A 19,234-nucleotide genomic window follows, 5' to 3' on the forward strand; every position below is an offset into this window, starting at 1 on the left:
CGCGTTGCGGGACGGCACGCACCCGGCCGCCGGAAAAGGGGCCTCCCGGGACGAGGCTCCGGGGAGTGGCCACCGCCGTACCGCGGCGGTGGCCACTACGGTCCGGCCGGCGAAGGCCGGACGGTGGGACGGGTCAGGCGAGGGCGCCGGCCCCGGCCGTACCGCGACGACGGCGCAGGACGTACGCGCCGGCACCCAGGCCGCCGAGCAGCAGCACCGAACCGGCCGCCAGGCTGCTGCCGCCGGCCAGCGACATGCCGCCACCACCGGTGTGCATGCCGCCGTGCGGCTTGTGCCACTGGCCGCCGTCCGAGCCCTGGCCGGTCCAGTCCTGCGAACCGTCGCTGTCGGACGAGTGCGAGTACTTACCGGAATCCGACGCGGAGGAGGAAGAGGTGGAAGAGGACGACGACGAGCCCTGGCCGCTCGGGTCGTAGATGTTGACGGCACCCGCGGCGTGAGCGGCCGGAGCGGCGAGGGCGAGGCAGGCGGTGAGTGCGGCTCCGGCCACGAGGGTGCGGGCAGTACGCATAGGGACGATTCCTTCCGCCGACGACGTGCGCCGGCTGACAACGTGTCAACCCGACAAGCGCAGTGACGGCAAGCTCACCGTCAGCCAGCCCTGGCGGGACCGCCACCGGAGAGAGCCGCACGAGGGTGAACGCGTCCGCTCTTCGGGTGGCCGGCACCGCCACCTGCCTGTTTCGGTCACCCTCCCGGGGCGGGGCGCACGGCCGCCGCCACCGGCACCCCGCACAGTGGGAACGCGGCGGCGAGCCCGCAGGCCGCGCCCGGCGGCCCTCCTGAGTGCCCTTCAGGAACGCCGGACACCCGACCACCACCCCCGAGCGAGAGGACGTCCATGTCACCGGAGCCGGTACGTGAACCGCGCCGAGACGGCGGCCGCCGCAACCTGCTGCGTGCGTTGACCGGCGGCGGTGCGGCCGCCGCGCTGGCGATGGCCGCCGCGCCCGCCACGCCCGCCGAGGCCGTCACCGGAAGCGGGACCGGCGCCGACCCCTTCGCCACGGAAGCCTTCCGGGCCACCGCCGGCCGGCGTGTCCGCGAGTACTGGGTCCAGGCCGACTCCTTCGCGCACAACGCCGTGCCGAACGGGCGAGACGGCATGACCGGCATGGCCTTCACCGCCGACCAGACGACGTATCAGGCGATCGGCTACCGCGCCTACACCCCGAACTGGGAGCAGCCGCTGCCCGCCGACCTCGGCCCGCACGGCATCGGCGCGAACAGCGGCATCCCCGGCCCCGTGCTGCGCGCCGAGGTCGGCGACGTCATCAAGGTGCACTTCCGCAACAACGACGCGCACTACAAGTGGCCGCACACCATGCACCCGCACGGCGTGCGGTACAGCCCGTCAAGTGACGGTGCCTGGATGGCGGATACGCCCGACGCGGAGGGAACCGCCGTTCCCTACCAGGGCACTTACACCTACACGTGGATCTGCGTGCCCAGCTCCGTGGGGAGTTGGCCGTACCACGACCACGCGGCGCCGCAGATCCCGCCGCGCCCCGCCACCGGGTCGGGCGGCACCGCCGATCAACCCCCGTCGCCCGGGCCCGGCTCGATGGACTCGCGCGCGCTCGTCGGCGGCGGACCGGTCATGGAGATCGGCGCGGAGCTGGGGCTCTTCGGGATGATCGCGGTCACCGACGCCCGGACGCCCGAGGTCGACCGGGAGTTCGTGCTCTTCTTCCACGACCTCGCCGCGCCCGACGCGTCCCCGCTCAAGCAGGACCTCTCGCTCTGCAACGGAGGGGCGTTCGTCGACAACGCCCCCACGTTCAGCGCGCGCAGCGGCGACCGGGTGCGGTGGCGGGTCGCCACGCTCGGCAACTCCTTCCACGTCTTCCACATCCACGGCCACCGCTGGCTCGGCCCGTCCGGCTGGACCGACGCGCAGGTGCTCGGGCCCGCCACGACCCTCACCGTCGAGTACCGCGAGGACAACCCGGGTGACTGGCTCTACCACTGCCATGTGGCCGCCCACATGATGCACGGGATGGCCGGGAGGTACCGCGTCACGCGGTGACGGGCCCCCCCGGGGCCGCCCGGCGGGTCGCGCGGTGACGGGACCCCCCGGGCCGCCCGGCGCTGCCGGTTCCGGGCCCACCTGCCGGTGGTGGGCCCGTCCCGCGAGGGCCCCGCGAGGCCCCCGAGATTCCGCGCATCACGGGCGGGGGCACCCTGGCGGGTCAGTCCCGGCAGAACACCTCGTCCAGGGCCGCGCGGAGCACCCCCTCCGGGTCGGGGCGGGCGCCCTCGGAGCGCCAGGCCACGAACCCGTCGGGCCGCACCAGCACGGCGCCCTCCTCCCCGATGCCGTGCAACCCGCAGAAGTCGGGCGGCCCGGCCGGTGCGCCGCCGGGGGCTCCCCCGGGCGGTCCACCCGGGCCCGCAGGTCCACCCGGGCCCGCAGGTCCACCCGGGCCCGCAGGTCCGCCCGGGGCGCCCGGGCCGTCCGGGGCGCCCGGGCCGTCCGGGTCGGCCTCCAGTTCCTGGCCGAACCGGTAGCACGCGAGGGGCACCCCGGTCCGTTCCGCGGCGAGCCGCGCGACATCGTGCCAGGCGCCGCCGGCCGGCCCGGTGAGGAGGACCGGCGTGCGCTCGTAGAGGTCGAGCGTGGAGATCCGCTCGCCGCCGCGGCGCACCCACAGGTGGGGCGCGCGCCCGCCGGGCACCGCCCGCGGGCTGAAGTCGGCCGGAACGGCGGCCTCTTGGGGATCTGCGCCGAGCACCGCGCCGAGCGGGTAGCGGTAGCCGAGGACGGCCGGAAGCAGGCCGGCCCGCGGCCCGGCCATGACCGGCGCGGCTTCGTACCCGGGGTGGCTGTGCTCGGCGGAACGGGCCGACGCGCGGGCGGCGGTGGCCAGCGCGACCGGGCGCCGCTCGGCGTCGTAGCTGTCCACCAGGCCGGGCCCGCCCCATCCTTCGAGGACGGCGGCGATCTTCCACGCGAGGTTGTGCGCGTCCTGGATACCGGTGTTGGAGCCGAACGCCCCGGTGGGCGACATCTCGTGCGCGGAGTCCCCGGCGAGCAGGACGCGGCCGTGCCCGTACCGCTCGGCGACACGTTCCGCCGCGTGCCAGGGCGCCTTCCCGGTGATCTCGACGTCCAGGTCGGGCACGCCGACCGCGGTGCGGATGAGGTGGGTGCACCGCTCGTCGGTGAAGTCCTCCAGGCGCTCGCCGTCGTCGGGGCGCCAGGGCGCGTGGAAGACCCAGTCCTGGGCGTTGTCGACCGGCAGCAGCGCGCCGGGGCTGTCGGGGTTGGTGAGGTAGCAGACGATGAAGCGGCGGTCGCCGACCGCGTCGGCCAGCCGCTTGGCGCGGAAGGTGACGCTGACGTTGTGGAAGAGGTCGCCGGGCCCGGTCATGGGGATGGCCAGGCGCTCGCGGACGGGGCTGCGCGGGCCGTCCGCGGCGATCAGGTAGTCGGCGCGCACGGTGCGGACCCGGCCGGAGGCGCGATCGGCGATCTCGGCGGTGACGCCGTCCGCGTCCTGCGCGAACGACACCAGTTCGGTGCCGAAGCGGATGTCGCCGCCCGCCTCGCGGGCGGCCGCCAGCAGCACGGGCTCCAGGTCGTTCTGGCTGCACAGGCACCAGCCGGACGGGCTGATCCGGGAGAGTCCGCCGCCGGGGTCGATCGTGCGGAAGAGCCACTCCTGCTCGGAGCCGGTGAGGGTGTCGGCCTGGAGGATGCCGTGGTTCTCGGCGAGCACGGACGCGGCGGCGCGGATACGGTCCTCGACGCCCGCGACGCGCATCAGTTCCATGGTGCGGACGTTGTTGCCGCGCCCGCGCGGGTGGTACGAGGTGCGGGCATGCCGCTCGACCAGCAGGTGCGGCACGCCGAGGCGGCCGAGGAAGAGCGACGCGGACAGGCCGACGAGGGAGCCGCCCACGATCAGGACGGGCACCCGGTCGTCGGTGTGCCCGTCGGCGGCGGCCGAGCCGGCCGAGGTGGATGGGGCGGCTGAGCCGGGCGGCGGGGAGCCGGGCGGGGGCGCGGGGTGCGGGGCGTTCGTCATGGGGGTCTCCGGAGTGGGGGTGGGGGGTGCGCGCGGCAGTGGGGCGCGGGCCCGCCGCGCGGATGCTTCCCGGCGGTAGCTCCTTTCCCTGCCGAGGCGTTCCGCGGGCCGGGTCGGGCGGTGCTTCACTCGGCCGCCTCACGTGCCGCGCACGATTCCCGCCCGGGGCTGAGCATCGGAAACAGGCGGTCCCGCCGCGCGCATACGGCCTGACGCATATGCGGAAGGCATCACCGCCCGGCGGCGGCCCCGCGGCTCAGGGCCCTCCGGCCGCGCCCCGGCAACGGCACCACCACGGGGCTCCCCACCACGCGGCTCGGCCCGCGGCCGTCCGCACCCCGCCCCACCCGAGAGGAACGATCTTCCATGACGACTCTGGACGACCGGCTCGCCCCGCCCTCCTCCTCCGCCGTACCCGGCACGGCCCGGCTGCGCGTCGTACTGCTGCTGGACGTGCTCGACGGCAGGCAGCAGCGCTTCCTGGAGGCGTACGAGCAGATACGCCACCAGGTGGCGGCTGTGCCCGGACACATCAGCGACCAGCTGTGCCAGTCACTCGGGAACTCCTCGCAGTGGCTGATCACCAGCGAGTGGGAGGGCAGCGAGCCGTTCCTGGAGTGGGTGGAGAGCGCCGCGCACCGCGCGATGGTCGAGCCGCTGCACGGGTGCGTGCGGGACACCAGGTCGCTGCGGTTCCTGGTGGCGCGGGAGACGCCGGAGCAGGGCGCGCCCGGTGCACAGGGCGCGCGGACCGCCCGGGCCGCGGCGAAGCCGCCGGCGGCGCCCGCCGCCGGGCTCGACCCGGTGCCCGCGCCGCCGCTGTGCTCGGGCGGGGTGGTGCGGCACGCGATCACCTTCACGGTGAAGCCGGGCAGCGAGGAAGCGGTGGCGAAGCTGCTGTCCGACTACCGAGCGCCGCAGGCCCAGGTGGACGACACCACACGGCTGCTGCGCACGTCGCTCTTCATGTACGGCAACCGAGTGGTCCGGGCGGTCGAGGTGGCGGGTGACCTCGGCAACGCGCTACGGCACGTGGCGGCGCAGCCGGAGGTAAGGGCCGTCGAGGAGGCGATCAACCCTTACCTGGAAGAGGACCGCGACCTCACCGCCGCCGCCTCGGCGCGGGCCTTCTTCGCCCGGGCGGCCCTGCCCGCGGTCGGCCACGAGACGGACCCGGCCCCCGCCCTCGGCGCCGGCGGCGGCGAGCCGCTGACCCGGCAGGCGTTCCTGTACCCGGTACGGCCCGGCCGCGGCGCCGACGCGGCCCGGCTGCTCGGCGCCCTCGACGCCGCGGCCGCCACCGACCCGACGCACCCGCTGGCCGCTTCCACGGTCTTCCAGCGCGACGACACGGTGGTCCGCGTCATCGACGTCCGCGGGCTCCCCTCCGACGGCCCGGCCGCGCCGGTCCCCGCGGACGGCCCGACCGACGTGCTGCGCGAACTCCTCGTGCCGGGCGAGCCCGCCGACCCCACCGGGCTCGGCCACGGCGGCCACCCCATGACCCCCGTCACGGACCGCGCCTCGCGGTGACCCGACAGCCCCGCGACCCCGGCCCCGCACCCGCGTCCCCGCCCACACCCGCAGGACACCCCGCCCCGAAGGAGCCGCAATGACGAACGAAGTGCGCCTCGTGCACCTGGACGACACCAGCCCGAACCGCCGGCGCGGCGGCGACCTGAGGGCCCTGCTGACGCCCGCGTCGGTCGGCGCGACCAGCGGTTTCATGGGCGTGGCGATCGTGCAGCCGGGCGAGCGGATCGGCGAGCACTACCACCCGTACTCCGAGGAGTTCGTCTACGTGCTGAGCGGGGAGCTGGAGGTGGACCTGGACGGCGTGAGCCACCCGCTGCGGCCGGAGCAGGGCCTGATGATCCCGGTGGACATGCGGCACCGGTTCCGGAACGTGGGTGACAGCGAGGCGCGGATGGTCTTCCACCTGGGCCCGCTCGCGCCCCGCCCGGAGCTGGGCCACGTGGACACCGAGGAGACCGAGGGCGTGGCGGAGGTGGCCGGCGAGGCTGCCTCGGCGCCTCCCGACCCGACCAAGGCGCGGGCGTGAACCGCCCTGGCGGCGACCGCCGGGTCGCGGTCACCGGCCTCGGGGTGGTCGCCCCCGGCGGCATCGGGGTACCGGCCTTCTGGGACCTGCTGACCTCCGGTCGTACGGCCACCCGCGGCATCAGCCTCTTCGACCCGGCCGGCTTCCGCTCCCGGATCGCCGCGGAGTGCGACTTCGACCCGAGGACGGCAGGGCTCGGCGCCGAACTGGCCGAACGCGCCGACCGCTACGCCCAGTTCGCGCTGACCGCGACGCGCGAGGCGATCCGGGACAGCGGTCTCGACCTCGCCGCGCAGGACCCGTGGCGGGTCGGGGTGTGCCTGGGCTCGGCCGTCGGCGGCACCACCCGGCTGGAACGGGACTACGTCAAGGTCAGTGCGTCGGGAAGCCGTTGGGACGTGTCGCCGCAGGAGGCGGGCGCCCATCTGCACCGGGCGTTCCAACCCAGCGCGCTCGCCTCGGAGGTGGCCGAGGACATCGGCGCGCACGGCCCGGTGCAGACGGTCTCCACCGGCTGCACCTCGGGTCTCGACGCGGTCGGCCACGCCTTCCACGCCGTGCAGGAGGGCAAGGCCGACATCATCGTGGCCGGGGCGGCGGACTCGCCGATCTCACCGATCACGGTCGCCTGCTTCGACGCGATCAAGGCCACCTCGACCCGCAACGACGACCCGGCGCACGCCTCGCGCCCGTTCGACGCGGACCGGGACGGCTTCGTGCTCGGCGAGGGCTCGGCGGTGCTGCTGCTGGAGGAGTGGGAGCACGCCCGGCGGCGCGGTGCCCGCATCCTCTGCGAGCTGCGCGGCTTCGCGACCTTCGGGAACGCCTACCACATGACCGGACTGACCACCGAGGGCCGGGAGATGTCCGAGGCGATCGACCAGGCGCTGGCCGACGCGCGGATCGACCGGACCGGCGTGGACTACGTCAACGCGCACGGCTCCGGCACCAAGCAGAACGACCGGCACGAGACGGCGGCGGTCAAGCGCTCGCTCGGCGAGCACGCGCGCTCGGTGCCGATGAGTTCGATCAAGTCGATGGTCGGGCACTCGCTCGGCGCCATCGGCGCGATCGAACTCGCCGCGTGCGCGCTGGCGTTGACGCACGACGTGGTGCCGCCGACCGCCAACTACGAGACCCCGGACCCGGACTGCGACCTGGACTACGTGCCCCGCACCGCGCGGCAGGTCCGGCTGCGGTCCGTGCTGTCGGTCGGCAGCGGCTTCGGCGGCTTCCAGTCCGCGGTGGTGCTCGCACACGCCGAGAGGAGCACGTCATGAGCGGGTCCGACAGCGGCCGCGGGCAGACCGTGGTCACCGGGATCGGCGTCGTCGCGCCGAACGGCGTGGGCACCGAGGCGTTCTGGAAGGCGGTGCAGCTGGGCGGTTCGGTGCTCGGCCCGGTCCGCCGGGAGGGCTGCGAGCGGCTCCCGCTGAAGGTCGCGGGCCAGGTCGAGGACGGCTTCGACCCGGCCGGGCTGGTCGAGGACCGCTTCCTCGTACAGACCGACCGGTTCAGCCACTTCGCCATGGCGGCCGCGGAACTCGCCCTGTCCGAAGCCCACTTGGCGGCGGACCCGGACTCGCCGTTCGCGATCGGCGTGGTCACCGCGGCCGGCTCGGGCGGCGGCGAGTTCGGCCAGCGCGAGTTGCAGCAACTGTGGGGCAGCGGGCCGCAGTTCGTCGGCCCGTACCAGTCCATCGCCTGGTTCTACGCGGCCAGCACCGGCCAGGTCTCGATCCGCGGCGGCTTCCGGGGCCCGTGCGGGGTGCTCGCCGACGACGAGGCCGGCGGCCTGGACGTGTTCGCGCACGCCGGCCGGGCCATCCGGCGCGGCACCGACGCGATGGTGGTCGGCGCCACCGAGGCCCCGCTCGCGCCGTACTCCGTGGTGTGCCAGCTCGGCTACGACGAGCTGAGCCTGGCCACCGACCCGCGGCACGCCTACCTGCCGTTCACCGACGACGCCTGCGGCTACTCCCCCGCCGAGGGCGGCGCGATGTTCGTGGTCGAGGAGGAGTCCGCGGCCCGGCGGCGCGGCGCGCGGGTACGGGCGGTGGTCGCCGGGCACGCGGCCACGTTCACCGGCACCGGCGGCTGGCGGCACTCCCGGGAGGGCCTCGCGCGGGCGGCGCGGGGCGCGCTGGCGGAGGCCGGCTGCGCGCCCGAGGAGGTGGACGTGGTCTTCGCCGACGCGCTCGGCGTGCCCGAGGCCGACCAGGCCGAGGCCCTCGCCATCGCCGACGCGCTCGGGCCGCGCGCCGCGACCGTGCCCGTCACCGCCCCCAAGACCGGCTTCGGCCGCGCCTACGCGGCCGCCTCGGCGCTGGACGCCGCCGCGGCCGTGCTCGCCCTCGAACACGGCGTGGTGCCGCCCACCCCGAACGTGACCGAGGTCCGGCACGACCTCGACGTGGTCACCGGCGAGGCCCGCATCGCGCCGCTGCGCACCGCGCTGGTGCTCAGCCGCGGGCTGATGGGCTGCAACGCGGCGCTGGTGCTGCGCGTGCCCGAGTCCCCCCTTTCCCCCCACTGAGGTTCCCCCGAAGTTCCCCCACCGAAGTTCCCCCCACCGAAGGAGAAGGACCCATGAACGACCCGACGAACACGACCGCGGACGGCCCCGTCACCTTCGACGAGCTGTCCGACCTGATGAAGAACCGGGCCGGGCTGTCGGTGGACCCGTCGGCGATGGCGTCCAGCCCGGCGACGACGTTCGAGGAGTTCAACCTCGACTCGCTGGGCCTGCTGGGCATCGTGGCCGAGCTGGAGAAGCGCTACAGCCGCAAGATCGGCGACGACGCGGAGACCTGCAAGACCCCGCACGAGTTCCTGGCGAGCGTCAACTCCCAGCTCAACGCCGCCGCGGCCTGACCCGTACCCCACGAGAAGGAGTTCAGCTCATGGCAGCATCGACCGCAGGGCACACCGAGAACGAGATCATCATCGCCGCCCCGGTGGACCTCACCTGGGACCTCACCAACGACCTGGAGAGCTGGCCGCAGCTGTTCAGCGAGTACGCGGCCGTCGAGATCATGGCGCGCGAGGGCGACAAGGTCACCTTCCGGCTCACCATGCACCCCGACGAGAACGGCACCGTGTGGAGCTGGGTCTCCGAGCGGGTGACCGACCGCCGCAACCTGACCGTGCGCGCCCGGCGGGTGGAGACCGGCCCGTTCGCGCACATGGACATCCACTGGGAGTACGCCGAGGTGCCCGGCGGCACCTCCATGCGGTGGGTGCAGGACTTCGCGATGAAGCCGACCGCGCCCGTGGACGACGCGGCCATGACCGACCGGATCAACCGCAACTCCGTGGTCCAGATGGAGCGCATCCGCGAGCGCGTCGAGAAGCAGGCCGCCGAGCGCGGGCTGTCCGCGATGCCGCCCCGCACCGCCGAGGGGGCGTGAGCGCGCATGCACCGCAGCCTGATCGTGGCCCGGATGAAGCCGGACACCGCGGCCGCCATCGCCGAAGAGTTCGCCGCGTCGGACCGCGGTGAACTGCCCGGGCTGATCGGTGTCACCGGGCGCAGCCTCTTCCGGTTCCACGACGACCTCTACCTGCACCTGATCGAGGCCGACCGGCCGCCGGGACCCGAGGTCGCCAAGCACACCGGGCACCCCGAGTTCCGCCGCATCAGCGAGGCCCTCGCGCCCTACGTGTCGGCGTACGACCCGGTCAACTGGCGTGAGCCGAAGGACGCGATGGCCCAGGAGTTCTACCGCTGGGAACGCGACTAGCCGTTCCGCCCGGTCTCCCCGCGCCCCTGAGATCAGGGGCGCGGGGAGCTGTGCTCCCCCGGAGTTCCTCCTGGGAGGTACCCCCGACCGTCCACCGGTGGGTGGTCCTGGAACCGACAGAACCACCCACCCCGGAGGGTCAGCTCACCCGAGATTCAAACGCGAACAGGTGGGGGTTGACCGGTCGCACCGCACTCACGGGGAGCCCGGCCTCGGCCATCAGCGCGGTCATGCTCGCCCGGGAGTGCTTCGCGCCGCCGACGTTGAGCAGGAGCAGCAGGTCCATCGCGGTGGTGAACCGCATGGAGGGGCTGTCGTCGACGAGGTTCTCGATCACCAGGACCCGGGCGCCGGGCTCCGCGGCGGCCACGACGTTGCGCAGGGTGGCACGGGTGCTGGCGTCGTCCCATTCGAGGATGTTCTTCAGCACGTAGAGATCGGCCCGGACCGGGATCTCGGTGCGGCAGTCGCCGGGCACGAGCCGGACCCGGCCGGCGAGCGCCCCGCCGTCCCGCAGCCGCGGGTCCGCGTGGGCGACGACGTCGGGCAGGTCCAACAGGGTTCCGTGCAGGCCGGGTTCCTTCTCCAGCAGCCCGGCGAGCGCGAGGCCCTGGCCGCCGCCGATGTCGACGACGCTGCGGACGCCGGTCAGGTCGACGTACGCGGCGAGGTCGCGGGCCGCCTGCCGGCTGGAGGAGGTCATCGCGCGGTCGAAGACGCGGGCGGAGTCGGCCGCGTCGGTGTGCAGGTACTCGAAGAAGCTCTTGCCGTAGAGGTCGGCGAAGACGTCGCGGCCGGACCTGACCGCCTCGTCCAGGCGCGGCCAGGCGTCCCAGGTCCACGGCTCGGTGCACCACAGCGCGATGTGGTGCAGGCTGCCGGGCGCGTCCTCGCGCAGCAGCCGTGACATGTCGGTGTGCGTGAAGCGGCCGTCCGCCTCCTCGGTGAAGACCCCGTAGCAGGCGAGCGCGCGCAGCAGCCGGCGCAGCGGCTCCGGCCGTACGTCGAGGTCGGCGGCCAACTCCTCCGCGGTGCGCGGGGATTCACCGAGGGCGTCGGGAAGTCCCAGCCGGGCGGCGGCGCGTACGGACGCGGCGCAGGCGGCGCCGAAGACGATCTCGCGCAGCCGCATCGAGGCGGCTCCCGCGTCGGCTCCTGGGTTTCCGGCCGAGCCTTCGGCCGCGGCGGGGTCGGACGGGGGCGGCTGGGCCCCCCGTTGGGCCTCGGTGTCCGGGGTGGTCGTCATGGTGCCGCCCTTTCTCGTGGCGTCATGGCGGTTTCGGGCACCGCAGGTCAGCAGTGGCCCGCGGGCAGGGAGACCTGGCATTCGTTCGCGGTGAAGGTGTTGCCGGTGCCGTGGTCACGGTCGGCGAGGTCGGCCGGGCCGTTGTGCAGCAGCGTGTTGTTCCGCACGGTGTTGCCGGAGTCGGGCTTGCCGGTGAAGCTCGGGAAGAGCACGACGCCGCCCGACAGCGGGGAGGCGCCGACGTTGCCGGTGACCTCGTTGCCGCTCACCAGGGTGTTCTCCACGCCGGTCAGCACGATGCCGGAGCCCTGGACGTAGGGCAGGCGGGCGCTGGCCGCGCAGTAGGCGTTGTTCGCGTCGACCGTGTTGCCGGTGACCGTCATCTCGCCCGCGCGCGGGGTGTTCTCGTCGCCGACGAGGAAGACGCCGGCGCAGTTGCCGGAGATCGTGTTGGCGTCGACCGTGACGCGGCGCAGCCGGCGGACGACCAGGCCCATGTGGTTGCCGGTGAGCGCGTTCCCCCGGATCTCGGTGCCCTGCGTGTCGGTGGCGCCGCCCTCCTCGGAGACGGCGTTCGCCACGAACAGGCCCGCCTCGCCGTTGCCGCTGGCCTCGTTGGAGGTGAACCGCGAACGGATCGACTTCTCCTGGCCGATGCCGTACTGGCCGTTGGCGTCGGCCCGCACGTGGTCGACGGTGAGGCGGTCGGCGGAGGTGGCCCAGATGCCGTACTTCGCGAAGCCGGTGACCGTCAGGGACTCGACGCGCACGCCGTCCGCGCCCGTGACGCACAGGCCGTCACCGGCCGCGGCACAGGCGACGGCGCTGCTGCTGGTGCTTGTCGCGGTGCCGGTGTCGGGGTTGGTCGCGGGATTCGTCGCGGGATTCGTCGCGGGGTTGATCGCGGGGTTCGCCGGACCGGTCGTGCTCTGCGGGTCGGACGCCGTCGTGGCCGGGGCCAGTACGGTGATGCCCGCGCCGGTGCCGCGCAGCGTCACCTGCGGCTTGCTGATCTGCACGCTGCCCCGGTACGTGCCCGGCAGCACCAGTACGGTGTCGCCCGGCGCGGCCGCGTCCACCGCCGCCTGGATCGACTCCCCCGGGTGCACCACCCGCACGGAGGCCGCCTGCGCCGGTGCTCCCCCGGCTCCCACCGCCGCCACCGCCGCTGCCGCCACCGACGTCCCTGCTACCACGCGCTTCACCATCGCCCGACCCATCGCCCGACCCGCTTCCGTTCGGCCCCGCGCAGGGGCATCGACGTAAAAACGGCGGCTCGGGCCGCCGACTCGACGCTATGGACGCCCCACCCGCACCGCCACTCACACAAGTCACTGGGGTGATACGCACTCCGGCGGCGGTCCGCCGTACGAGGTGGGGCTAGACGCGAGCGGCTGACGTCCTCGCGGTGCGGCCGGGTGCCGGGAGGACGTCGGCGGGCAGGCCGAGAAGGTCGTGCAGGGCGTGCCGGCCCGCCGGGGTGACCGCCACCGCGCGGGTGGTGCCGATGCGGGTGATCCACCCCGCGTCGAAGGCGTGCCGGCACAGCGCGGCGCCGACACTGCCCGCGAGGTGCGGACGGCGCTCGGTCCAGTCCAGGCACGAGCGCACCGCGGGCCGGCGGGTGCCCGCGGGCACGGCGATGCCCAGGCCGGTGAGCCAGGCGGCCCCCTCAGCGGTCAGGCCGAGGCCGTGGGCGTCGCTCAACAGGCCGCGCGCGGCCATCGCGTCGGTGATCGCGACGCCGAGGGTCCCGGCGAGGTGGTCGTAGCAGGTGCGGGCGTGGGCAAGGGCCTGGCGGCGGCCGGACGCCGACAGCGACGGTGGCGGGGGCGGCGGGGTGCGGGCCGGGGCGAGCGCCGCGAGGCCCTCGATCAGCTCGGCCACCTGCGGGCCCGCCAGCCGTACGTACCGATGGCGCCCTTGCCGCGCCTCCGCGAGCAGGCCACCCGCCACCAGCGCGTTGAGATGCCCGGTCGCGGTCGAGGCGGCGACGCCCATATGGCGGGCCAGTTCGCTCGCCGTCCAGGCCCGGCCGTCGAGCAGCGCCAGGCAGAAACCCGCCCGGGTGCCGTCGGCGATCAGCCCGGCCACGTGGGCGAGGTCCGGGCCCGCGTCGCGTGCGCCGTGCGTGTGCATACGGTCCATTGTCGCGCCGGACGCTTCGGCGGCCGCCGAAGCGTCCGGTTCGTAGGGTCCGGGCCATGAACAGCGCATCCACGAGTGCCGGGCCCGGGGCGACCGCACCACCGACGGCACCCGCCCCGGTATCGGCACCGTCACCGGCACCGCCGCACCAGGTCATCGAGCCCAGCGTGCTGTACTTCGGCACGCCGGTGGTGCTCCTCAGCACCGAGAACGCGGACGGCTCGTTCAACCTCGCCCCGATGTCCTCGGCGTGGGCGCTCGGCCGGACGATCGTGCTCGGCCTCGGCGGGGAGGGGCAGACCGCGCGCAACCTCGCGGTCCGGCCCGAGCTGGTGATCAGCCTGCCCGCGCCCGCGCAGTGGCCCGCGGTGGAGCGGCTGGCGCCGCTGACCGGGCGGAATCCGGTGCCCAAGGGCAAGGCCGCGGGCTGCCGGTTCGAGCCGGACAAGTTCGGCGCGGCCGGGCTGCGCGCCGAGCCCTCCGACCTGGTCCGGCCGCCTCGCGTCGCGACGTGCCCGCTCCAGTTCGAGGCCCGCGCCGAACGGGTGCGGGCGGACGTCTCCGGTGACTTCGTCATCGTGGAAGCGGCGGTTCTCCGGGTGCACGCCGATCCCCGGATCGTCGTGCCCGGTACGCACCATGTCGATCCGGCCGCCTGGAGCCCTCTCGTCTACAACTTCCGCCACTACTTCGGGCTCGGCCCGGAACTCGGCCACACCTACCGCTCCGAAACCCCGCGGTCGCCTGCCGGCGGCTGAGCCGCACCCGGCTCCCCGGGTCGACACGGCTGGGGCCTGTCGTTCGAATCTCCGCGGGTGAAGGAGCGGTGTCCGGTGGTCCCCCACGGCCTGCGGCGTGGAGGTACCCCCAAGCCGCAAGGCGGAGGAGGGAGTCGACGCGGTGAGGGTGCCCCCACCCCCCAGGCTGTGGGGGGGGAGTCGGCGACCGACGAGAACGCGGAGATGTGCGTGCCGGGCGACGCGACGCCGCGGAGACCCGCACGACAGGCCCTAGCCGCGGCGGTGGGTGGGGCGAGGGGCAGGGGTGGGGAGGGTGCGGGCGAGGCGGATACGGAGTTCGGTGCCGCCGAGGACGCCGCGGCCGATGGCGAGGTCCCCTCCGGTGGACTCGGCGACCCGGCGCACGATGTCGAGCCCGAGCCCGGTGGACCCGGGACCGCCGTCGCCGTGGCCGCGCCGGAGCGCGGCGGCGGGGTCGGCGACGCCGGCGCCGGCGTCGGAGACGAGCAGGATCACCGCGCCGTCGAACTCGTGCACGTCCACGGCGAAGGCCGTCCCCTCCGGGGTGTGCCGGAAGACGTTGCCGAGCATCGCGTCGAGCGCGGCGGCGAGGTCCGCCCGGGCGACCGGCACCCGTACCGGCCGGTCGGCGCCGGCCGTGCGCACCTCGCGGTTCTCGTCCTCCGCGAGCGCGGACCAGAACGCCATCCGCTCGCGCACCACCTCGGCCGCGTCGCACCCCGCGGGCACCGCCGGGCCGGACCGCTGCTCGCGCGCGGAACGGATGATCTGGTCCACCTCGCGTTCGAGTTGGGCGACGGCCGCGCGGGTGTGCTCGGCGGCCGGACTCTCCCCGAGGGAAGCGGTGTTGAGCCGCAGCACGGTCAGCGGGGTACGCAGCCGGTGCGAGAGGTCGGCCGCGAGTTCCCTTTCGTTGGCGAGGAGTTGGACGACCTGGTCGGCCATCGCGTTGAACGCGGCTGCGGCCGACCGCAGTTCGTCCGGCCCCGCCTCCGGCACCCGGACCGCGAGGTCCCCCTCGCCGAGCCGGCGCGCGGCGCCCGCCAGCCGTACCGCGGGCCGGATCGTACGGCTGCCGAGCCGGTCCGCGACCACCACGGAACCCGCGATCAGGCCCAGTCCGACGGCGCCGAGCACCAGCCACGCGGTGGCCACTCCCCGGGTGACGTCGGCCTCGGGCACGAACACCTCGACGACCGCGATCGTGCCGGTCCCGACCGCGGTCGGCCGCAGCAGGGCGTATCCGCCGGCCACCCGTACGGTCGCGGCCTCGCCGTGCGCCGACGCGTCGTCGAGCGCGGCCCGCGGGGCGCGGTGCCGGCCGAGGTCGACCGCCGCCGAGTGCGCGGTGGCGGGGATGCGCAGCGCGATCCGGTTCTCGCCGCCGGCCTGGGCGGTGGCGACGGCCCGGGCGAGTTCGGTGCGGTCGGTGGTGATGGCCAGCGCCGGCGCCACGGCGGCGGCCTGCCGTTCGGCGTTGGTCAGCGCCCGGTCCCTGGCCAGTTCCTTGACCACCAGGCCGAGCGGCACCGCGAAGGCGAGCACCACCATCGCGGTGACCGCCACCGACACCCGTATCAGCGCCCATCTCATCGCCGGGCCGCCCTCCGTATACCGGTCACGCCGGCGGCTCCAGCTTGACGCCGACCCCGCGCAGCGTGTGCAGGTAGCGCGGCCGGGCCGCGGTCTCGCCGAGCTTGCGGCGCAGCCACGACAGGTGCACGTCGATGGTCTGGTCGTCGCCGTACGACTGCCGCCACACCTCCGCGAGCAGCTCGCGGCGCGGCACCACCACGCCCGGGCGGGCCGCCAGGAACGCCAGCAGGTCGAACTCCCTTCGGGTGAGGTCGAGTTGGCCGCCGTCCAGCAACGCCAGCCGGCGCCGTACGTCGATCTCGAGGCCGCCGACCCTGATCCGCCCGCCCCCGGCCGGCTCCCCCGACGCCCCGCCGCGCGCCCGCCGCAGCACCGCCGCCAGCCGCGCCGACAGGTGCTCCACGGAGAACGGCTTCACCAGGTAGTCGTCGGCACCGGCGTTCAACAGCCGTACGATCTCGGCCTCGTCGTCCCGCGCGGTCGCCACGATCACGGGTACGTCGCTCAGCCCGCGCAGCATCTTCAGTGCCTCGGAGCCGTCCAGGTCCGGCAGCCCCAGATCGAGGATCACCACGTCGAAGCCGACCTGCGCCACCTCGCGCAGCGCCTCCAGCGCGGTGCCGACGCTGCGCACGGTGTGCCCGGCGTCGCCGAGGTGCCGGATGAGGGCGGACCGCACGAACTGGTCGTCTTCGACGACGAGGACTGTTGCCATGGAGCCGAACCTAGCGAATTCGCTCCGCGGGAAGAGCCGGGGTTGCTTGCCCGGGGGAGCCTGTCTGCGCTCAAACGCCGCGCGGGCTGGCGGTGGTGGACGTGCGCGCGTCACTTTTGCGCTCAAACGCCGCGCGGGCTTGGTCGGTCAGCCGTCCTTGTAGGTCTGGACTGTGGGGGGGTGGCCGTTCCAGGTGCAGAGGAGGGTGGAGGCGGTGGAGGTGGAGGGGGAGGTGAAGGTGACGCGGAGCCAGCCGGGTTGGGTGGTCCAGAGTTGCATCTTCCAGTTGGGGTCGGGAGTTGCGGAGACGAGGGAGGCGGAGGTGGGGCCGAGGTCGAGGACGACCTGGCCGCCGGCGACGGTGTAGCTGTGGACGTCGGCGGGGTCGCCGGTGGGGCGGGGGGAGGCGGGGGGGCGTGAAGTGGTGGGGTGGGGTGGGGGTTTGGGGCGGTGGACGGCGCTGGAGATGCCGGGTGGGGGGCCGCTGCTCGCCGCGGGGATCGGGAGGGTGCGCGGGGGGTCGTAGGCGGTGCCGCGGAGCACCGAGCGCACGCCGAACCAGGACATGGCGACCGCCACCGCGGTAGCCACTGCCCAGACGCCGACGTGCAGTGCCCCTCTGCGCACGCCCCCATCCTGCCCTGGACGGGCCGGCCGGGATGCTCCGATGGATGTCAGTCGAAGACGTGGGCGGGGGGCGGCGGGGAGGCGGTGGCCGTGGTGTCGGTGACGACGGGGGCGCCGGCGGTGAAGTCGGCGAGGGCGCGGCCGTGTTCGACGCGGCCGGGGTGGGGGTCGGTGGCGACGCGACGGGTGAGTTCGGCGACGGGCAGGGGGCGGTCGGCGGCGAGGAGGATCGCGTTGCCGAAGCGCTTGCCGCGCAGCACCGCCGGGTCGGCGGCGAGCGCGGTCTCGGCGAACGCCGCCTGTGCGGTGGCTACTTGGCCGCGCAGGAAGGCGAGCGCGCCGCCGTCGGTGAGGTTGGCGGCATAGAGGCCCTGGGGGTCGAGGGCGCGGCGGACGTCGGCGAGGAACTCGGCGCTGGTGAGGTGCGCGGGGGTGCGGGCGGCCGCGAAGACGTCGGCGATCAGCAGGTCGGCCCAGCCGTCGGGGACCTTCGCCAGGCCCTCCCGCGCGTCGCCGCCGCGTACCTTGATCCGCCAGGTGCGGTCCCACGGGAGTTCGGCCCGGACCAGCTCGGTGAGCGCGGTGTCGAGCTCGACGACCTGCTGGGTCGACCGCGGCCGGGTGTGCGCGGTATAGCGGGCGAGGGTGAGCGCGCCGCCGCCGAGGTGCACCACCCGCAGCGGGCGGCCGGGGGGCGCGGCGAGGTCGATGACATGGCCGAGCCTGCGCTGGTAGGCGAAGTCGAGGTGGGCCGGGTCGGCGAGGTCCACATGGGACTGCGGGGCGCCGCCCACCAGCAGGGTCCACGCCTGCGGCCGCTCGCGGTCCGGGCGCAGCTCGGCGAGGCCCCCGCCCACGGGTGTGGTGCGGGGCTCCTCGGTGCCGCGCCGATGACGTGCCATGGTCCGATTATCGACGACGACACTGCCGTCGCCTTTCGCGGTCCACCCGGCCACGGACACGGCGCCGTATCCCGCGCTCAGGACGCGGCCGACCTCACGTCGGCGTCACGCCACCTCACGACGCCGACGTCGGCGGCTGGTGGTGCTGCGGCTGGTGCTGCGCCTGCTGTGCGAACCCGTCGACCAGCTCGATGGTCCGTGCGGCCACGCCCAGCGCCTCCCGCAGCACCGCCGGGTCCGTCACCGCCCGGTCGGTGTGCGGCGGGACCACCCAGCCGCTGCCGCAGGGGGTCAGGTCGCCGCCCGTACGGTGACACTGGCTGCCGGGCAGGTCCCAGCGGTCCGCGGTGCCCAGCGGGACCAGGAACGCCAGGCTGTCCCCGACGCGGTCATGGAACACCGGCCCCACGCCCGTGCTCAACCGGAGCAGGTCCACGGCCTCCAGACCCTGCCTGGACGGCACGGTCACCACCTCCCGCGCCGGGGGCACGCTCGGTTCGGGGCTGTGGCCCGAAGCACTGCTCTTCTCCACGGCAACCTCCCTCCAAGGGGAAACCGACGTGATCGGCTCCCACTTGGTACAACGGCATCCGTGGTACCGGGGGGCCGTCGCCAGGGGTGGCGTTGCCTGGCGAATCCCCACGCCGCCCCCCTGTTCGGGGGTGCCGGGGGCCTGCGGGCGAGGGCCACCGGGGAGCTGCCGAGGCCGCGGGGAACGCCACCGCCGCGGTCACCGGGAGGCCGCCGCTGCCCGCGGGCTACTCGAGGTGCGCCGAATCGTTCCAGCGCTCGATCGCCGGCGCGCCGTAGGCCCAGCCGAGGACCGACAGCGAGGCCGGGTCGAGGCGCAGCGCGGCCGCGAAGGCCGGGTCGAAGCCGAGCCACCGCGCGCCCAGGACGCGCAGGAAGTGGCCGTGCGCGAAGACCAGCACGTCACGCGGCGCGGACCGGGCCCACCCGATCACCTCGTCCGCGCGTTCGGCGACCGCGGCCAGGCTCTCCCCGCCGGGCACCCCGTCCCGCCAGATGTGGAAGCCGGGCCGCAGCTCCTGGAGCTGCGCGGGCGTCAGCCCTTCGTACTGCCCGTAGTCCCATTCGAGCAGGGCGTCCCACTCCTTGGCCCGGCCGAACCCGGCCAGGTCGGCGGTGCCGGCGGCGCGCAGCAACGGCGAGGTGCGCACCTCGGCGCCGGGCAGGCCGTTCCAGGGGGCGCGGGCGAGGCGTTCACCGAGCAGCAGCGCGGTACGCCGGCCCTCCTCGGTGAGCGGGATGTCGGTGCGGCCGGTGTGCCGCCCGGTGCGGGACCACTCCGTCTGCCCGTGCCGGACCAGGAGAATACGCGGCGCCACCACTGCCATACCGAAGGACCTTTCGCGGACCGG

The 19,234-nt window shown here is 74.8% G+C and carries 20 protein-coding genes; 9 read left to right on the top strand and 11 right to left on the bottom strand.

Going from position 1 to position 19,234, the window contains the following annotated elements; translation table 11 throughout:
* Positions 1-133: 133 nt before the first annotated feature.
* Entirely contained in the window at positions 134-532 is a 399-nt protein-coding gene (locus tag OG370_RS14830; protein ID WP_328464395.1) for a hypothetical protein, read from the bottom strand.
* A 330-nt stretch (positions 533-862) separates the two neighbouring features.
* On the opposite strand from OG370_RS14830, the gene OG370_RS14835 reads away from it, so the two are divergent.
* Positions 863-2,050, top strand: a complete 1,188-nt coding sequence (locus OG370_RS14835; RefSeq protein ID WP_328464397.1) for a multicopper oxidase domain-containing protein — start codon at positions 863-865, stop codon at positions 2,048-2,050.
* A gap of 163 nt (positions 2,051-2,213) precedes the next feature.
* Here OG370_RS14835 and OG370_RS14840 read toward each other — a convergent pair whose 3' ends face one another.
* Positions 2,214-4,052, bottom strand: coding sequence for an FAD-dependent oxidoreductase (locus OG370_RS14840; protein WP_328464399.1), 1,839 nt, complete (start codon positions 4,050-4,052; stop codon positions 2,214-2,216).
* A gap of 366 nt (positions 4,053-4,418) precedes the next feature.
* Here OG370_RS14840 and OG370_RS14845 point away from each other — a divergent pair, with 366 nt between their 5' ends.
* From OG370_RS14845 to OG370_RS14875, 7 genes are all read left to right on the top strand, one after another.
* Positions 4,419-5,585 (top strand): SchA/CurD-like domain-containing protein, encoded by a 1,167-nt coding sequence (locus OG370_RS14845; RefSeq protein ID WP_328464401.1) that lies wholly within the window; start codon positions 4,419-4,421, stop codon positions 5,583-5,585.
* A 79-nt stretch (positions 5,586-5,664) separates the two neighbouring features.
* On the top strand, positions 5,665-6,114 hold the full coding sequence (locus tag OG370_RS14850; RefSeq protein WP_328464403.1) for a cupin domain-containing protein: 450 nt from the start codon (positions 5,665-5,667) through the stop codon (positions 6,112-6,114).
* On the top strand, positions 6,111-7,394 hold the full coding sequence (locus tag OG370_RS14855; protein WP_328464405.1) for a beta-ketoacyl-[acyl-carrier-protein] synthase family protein: 1,284 nt from the start codon (positions 6,111-6,113) through the stop codon (positions 7,392-7,394). The genes OG370_RS14850 and OG370_RS14855 overlap by 4 nt, the downstream gene beginning before the upstream one ends.
* The gene (locus tag OG370_RS14860; protein ID WP_328464407.1) at positions 7,391-8,650 is read left to right on the top strand and encodes a beta-ketoacyl synthase N-terminal-like domain-containing protein; all 1,260 of its coding nucleotides are present in this window, start codon (positions 7,391-7,393) and stop codon (positions 8,648-8,650) included. The genes OG370_RS14855 and OG370_RS14860 overlap by 4 nt, the downstream gene beginning before the upstream one ends.
* Before the next feature lie 53 nt (positions 8,651-8,703).
* The gene (locus OG370_RS14865; RefSeq protein ID WP_328464409.1) at positions 8,704-8,988 is read left to right on the top strand and encodes an acyl carrier protein; all 285 of its coding nucleotides are present in this window, start codon (positions 8,704-8,706) and stop codon (positions 8,986-8,988) included.
* A 29-nt stretch (positions 8,989-9,017) separates the two neighbouring features.
* Positions 9,018-9,524, top strand: a complete 507-nt coding sequence (locus tag OG370_RS14870; RefSeq protein WP_328464411.1) for an SRPBCC family protein — start codon at positions 9,018-9,020, stop codon at positions 9,522-9,524.
* 6 nt (positions 9,525-9,530) lie between these two features.
* Positions 9,531-9,857 (top strand): TcmI family type II polyketide cyclase, encoded by a 327-nt coding sequence (locus OG370_RS14875; protein ID WP_328464413.1) that lies wholly within the window; start codon positions 9,531-9,533, stop codon positions 9,855-9,857.
* 139 nt (positions 9,858-9,996) lie between these two features.
* On the opposite strand, the gene OG370_RS14880 is transcribed toward OG370_RS14875, so the two are convergent.
* The 3 genes from OG370_RS14880 to OG370_RS14890 form a co-directional block, all read right to left on the bottom strand.
* Positions 9,997-11,103 carry a methyltransferase gene (locus tag OG370_RS14880; RefSeq protein WP_443060671.1) on the bottom strand — a complete coding sequence of 369 codons (1,107 nt, stop codon included), beginning with the start codon at positions 11,101-11,103 and terminating at the stop codon, positions 9,997-9,999.
* A 47-nt stretch (positions 11,104-11,150) separates the two neighbouring features.
* The gene (locus tag OG370_RS14885) at positions 11,151-12,299 is read right to left on the bottom strand and encodes a right-handed parallel beta-helix repeat-containing protein (protein WP_328464415.1); all 1,149 of its coding nucleotides are present in this window, start codon (positions 12,297-12,299) and stop codon (positions 11,151-11,153) included.
* A gap of 184 nt (positions 12,300-12,483) precedes the next feature.
* Complete coding sequence (locus OG370_RS14890) at positions 12,484-13,242, bottom strand: ArsR/SmtB family transcription factor (protein WP_443060672.1); 759 nt, start codon at positions 13,240-13,242, stop codon at positions 12,484-12,486.
* Positions 13,243-13,307: 65 nt separating this feature from the next.
* Here OG370_RS14890 and OG370_RS14895 point away from each other — a divergent pair, with 65 nt between their 5' ends.
* Positions 13,308-14,009: a flavin reductase family protein gene (locus tag OG370_RS14895; protein WP_328464419.1), complete on the top strand. Its 702-nt coding sequence runs from the start codon at positions 13,308-13,310 to the stop codon at positions 14,007-14,009.
* Between the two features lie 252 nt (positions 14,010-14,261).
* On the opposite strand, the gene OG370_RS14900 is transcribed toward OG370_RS14895, so the two are convergent.
* The 6 genes from OG370_RS14900 to OG370_RS14925 form a co-directional block, all read right to left on the bottom strand.
* Positions 14,262-15,605 (bottom strand): sensor histidine kinase, encoded by a 1,344-nt coding sequence (locus OG370_RS14900; protein WP_328464421.1) that lies wholly within the window; start codon positions 15,603-15,605, stop codon positions 14,262-14,264.
* Positions 15,606-15,630: 25 nt separating this feature from the next.
* Entirely contained in the window at positions 15,631-16,323 is a 693-nt protein-coding gene (locus tag OG370_RS14905) for a response regulator transcription factor (protein WP_328464423.1), read from the bottom strand.
* A gap of 147 nt (positions 16,324-16,470) precedes the next feature.
* Entirely contained in the window at positions 16,471-16,950 is a 480-nt protein-coding gene (locus OG370_RS14910) for a hypothetical protein (RefSeq protein ID WP_328464425.1), read from the bottom strand.
* Positions 16,951-16,997: 47 nt separating this feature from the next.
* The gene (locus OG370_RS14915; protein WP_328464427.1) at positions 16,998-17,852 is read right to left on the bottom strand and encodes a spermidine synthase; all 855 of its coding nucleotides are present in this window, start codon (positions 17,850-17,852) and stop codon (positions 16,998-17,000) included.
* A gap of 115 nt (positions 17,853-17,967) precedes the next feature.
* On the bottom strand, positions 17,968-18,384 hold the full coding sequence (locus OG370_RS14920) for a hypothetical protein (protein WP_328464429.1): 417 nt from the start codon (positions 18,382-18,384) through the stop codon (positions 17,968-17,970).
* A gap of 226 nt (positions 18,385-18,610) precedes the next feature.
* Positions 18,611-19,201, bottom strand: a complete 591-nt coding sequence (locus OG370_RS14925) for a histidine phosphatase family protein (RefSeq protein ID WP_328474107.1) — start codon at positions 19,199-19,201, stop codon at positions 18,611-18,613.
* Positions 19,202-19,234 lie beyond the last annotated feature (33 nt).

Source organism: Streptomyces sp. NBC_00448 (assembly GCF_036014115.1).
Lineage (GTDB): Bacteria > Actinomycetota > Actinomycetes > Streptomycetales > Streptomycetaceae > Actinacidiphila.

Coding starts and splice junctions, on each gene's coding strand:
- OG370_RS14860 (WP_328464407.1), top strand. CDS start 7,391: ATGAGCGGGTCCGACAGCGGCCGCGGGCAGACCGTGGTCACCGGGATC.
- OG370_RS14845 (WP_328464401.1), top strand. CDS start 4,419: ATGACGACTCTGGACGACCGGCTCGCCCCGCCCTCCTCCTCCGCCGTA.
- OG370_RS14870 (WP_328464411.1), top strand. CDS start 9,018: ATGGCAGCATCGACCGCAGGGCACACCGAGAACGAGATCATCATCGCC.
- OG370_RS14880 (WP_443060671.1), bottom strand. CDS start 11,103: ATGACGACCACCCCGGACACCGAGGCCCAACGGGGGGCCCAGCCGCCC.
- OG370_RS14890 (WP_443060672.1), bottom strand. CDS start 13,242: ATGCACACGCACGGCGCACGCGACGCGGGCCCGGACCTCGCCCACGTG.
- OG370_RS14830 (WP_328464395.1), bottom strand. CDS start 532: ATGCGTACTGCCCGCACCCTCGTGGCCGGAGCCGCACTCACCGCCTGC.
- OG370_RS14895 (WP_328464419.1), top strand. CDS start 13,308: ATGAACAGCGCATCCACGAGTGCCGGGCCCGGGGCGACCGCACCACCG.
- OG370_RS14865 (WP_328464409.1), top strand. CDS start 8,704: ATGAACGACCCGACGAACACGACCGCGGACGGCCCCGTCACCTTCGAC.
- OG370_RS14850 (WP_328464403.1), top strand. CDS start 5,665: ATGACGAACGAAGTGCGCCTCGTGCACCTGGACGACACCAGCCCGAAC.
- OG370_RS14900 (WP_328464421.1), bottom strand. CDS start 15,605: ATGAGATGGGCGCTGATACGGGTGTCGGTGGCGGTCACCGCGATGGTG.
- OG370_RS14915 (WP_328464427.1), bottom strand. CDS start 17,852: ATGGCACGTCATCGGCGCGGCACCGAGGAGCCCCGCACCACACCCGTG.
- OG370_RS14875 (WP_328464413.1), top strand. CDS start 9,531: ATGCACCGCAGCCTGATCGTGGCCCGGATGAAGCCGGACACCGCGGCC.
- OG370_RS14840 (WP_328464399.1), bottom strand. CDS start 4,052: ATGACGAACGCCCCGCACCCCGCGCCCCCGCCCGGCTCCCCGCCGCCC.
- OG370_RS14835 (WP_328464397.1), top strand. CDS start 863: ATGTCACCGGAGCCGGTACGTGAACCGCGCCGAGACGGCGGCCGCCGC.
- OG370_RS14905 (WP_328464423.1), bottom strand. CDS start 16,323: ATGGCAACAGTCCTCGTCGTCGAAGACGACCAGTTCGTGCGGTCCGCC.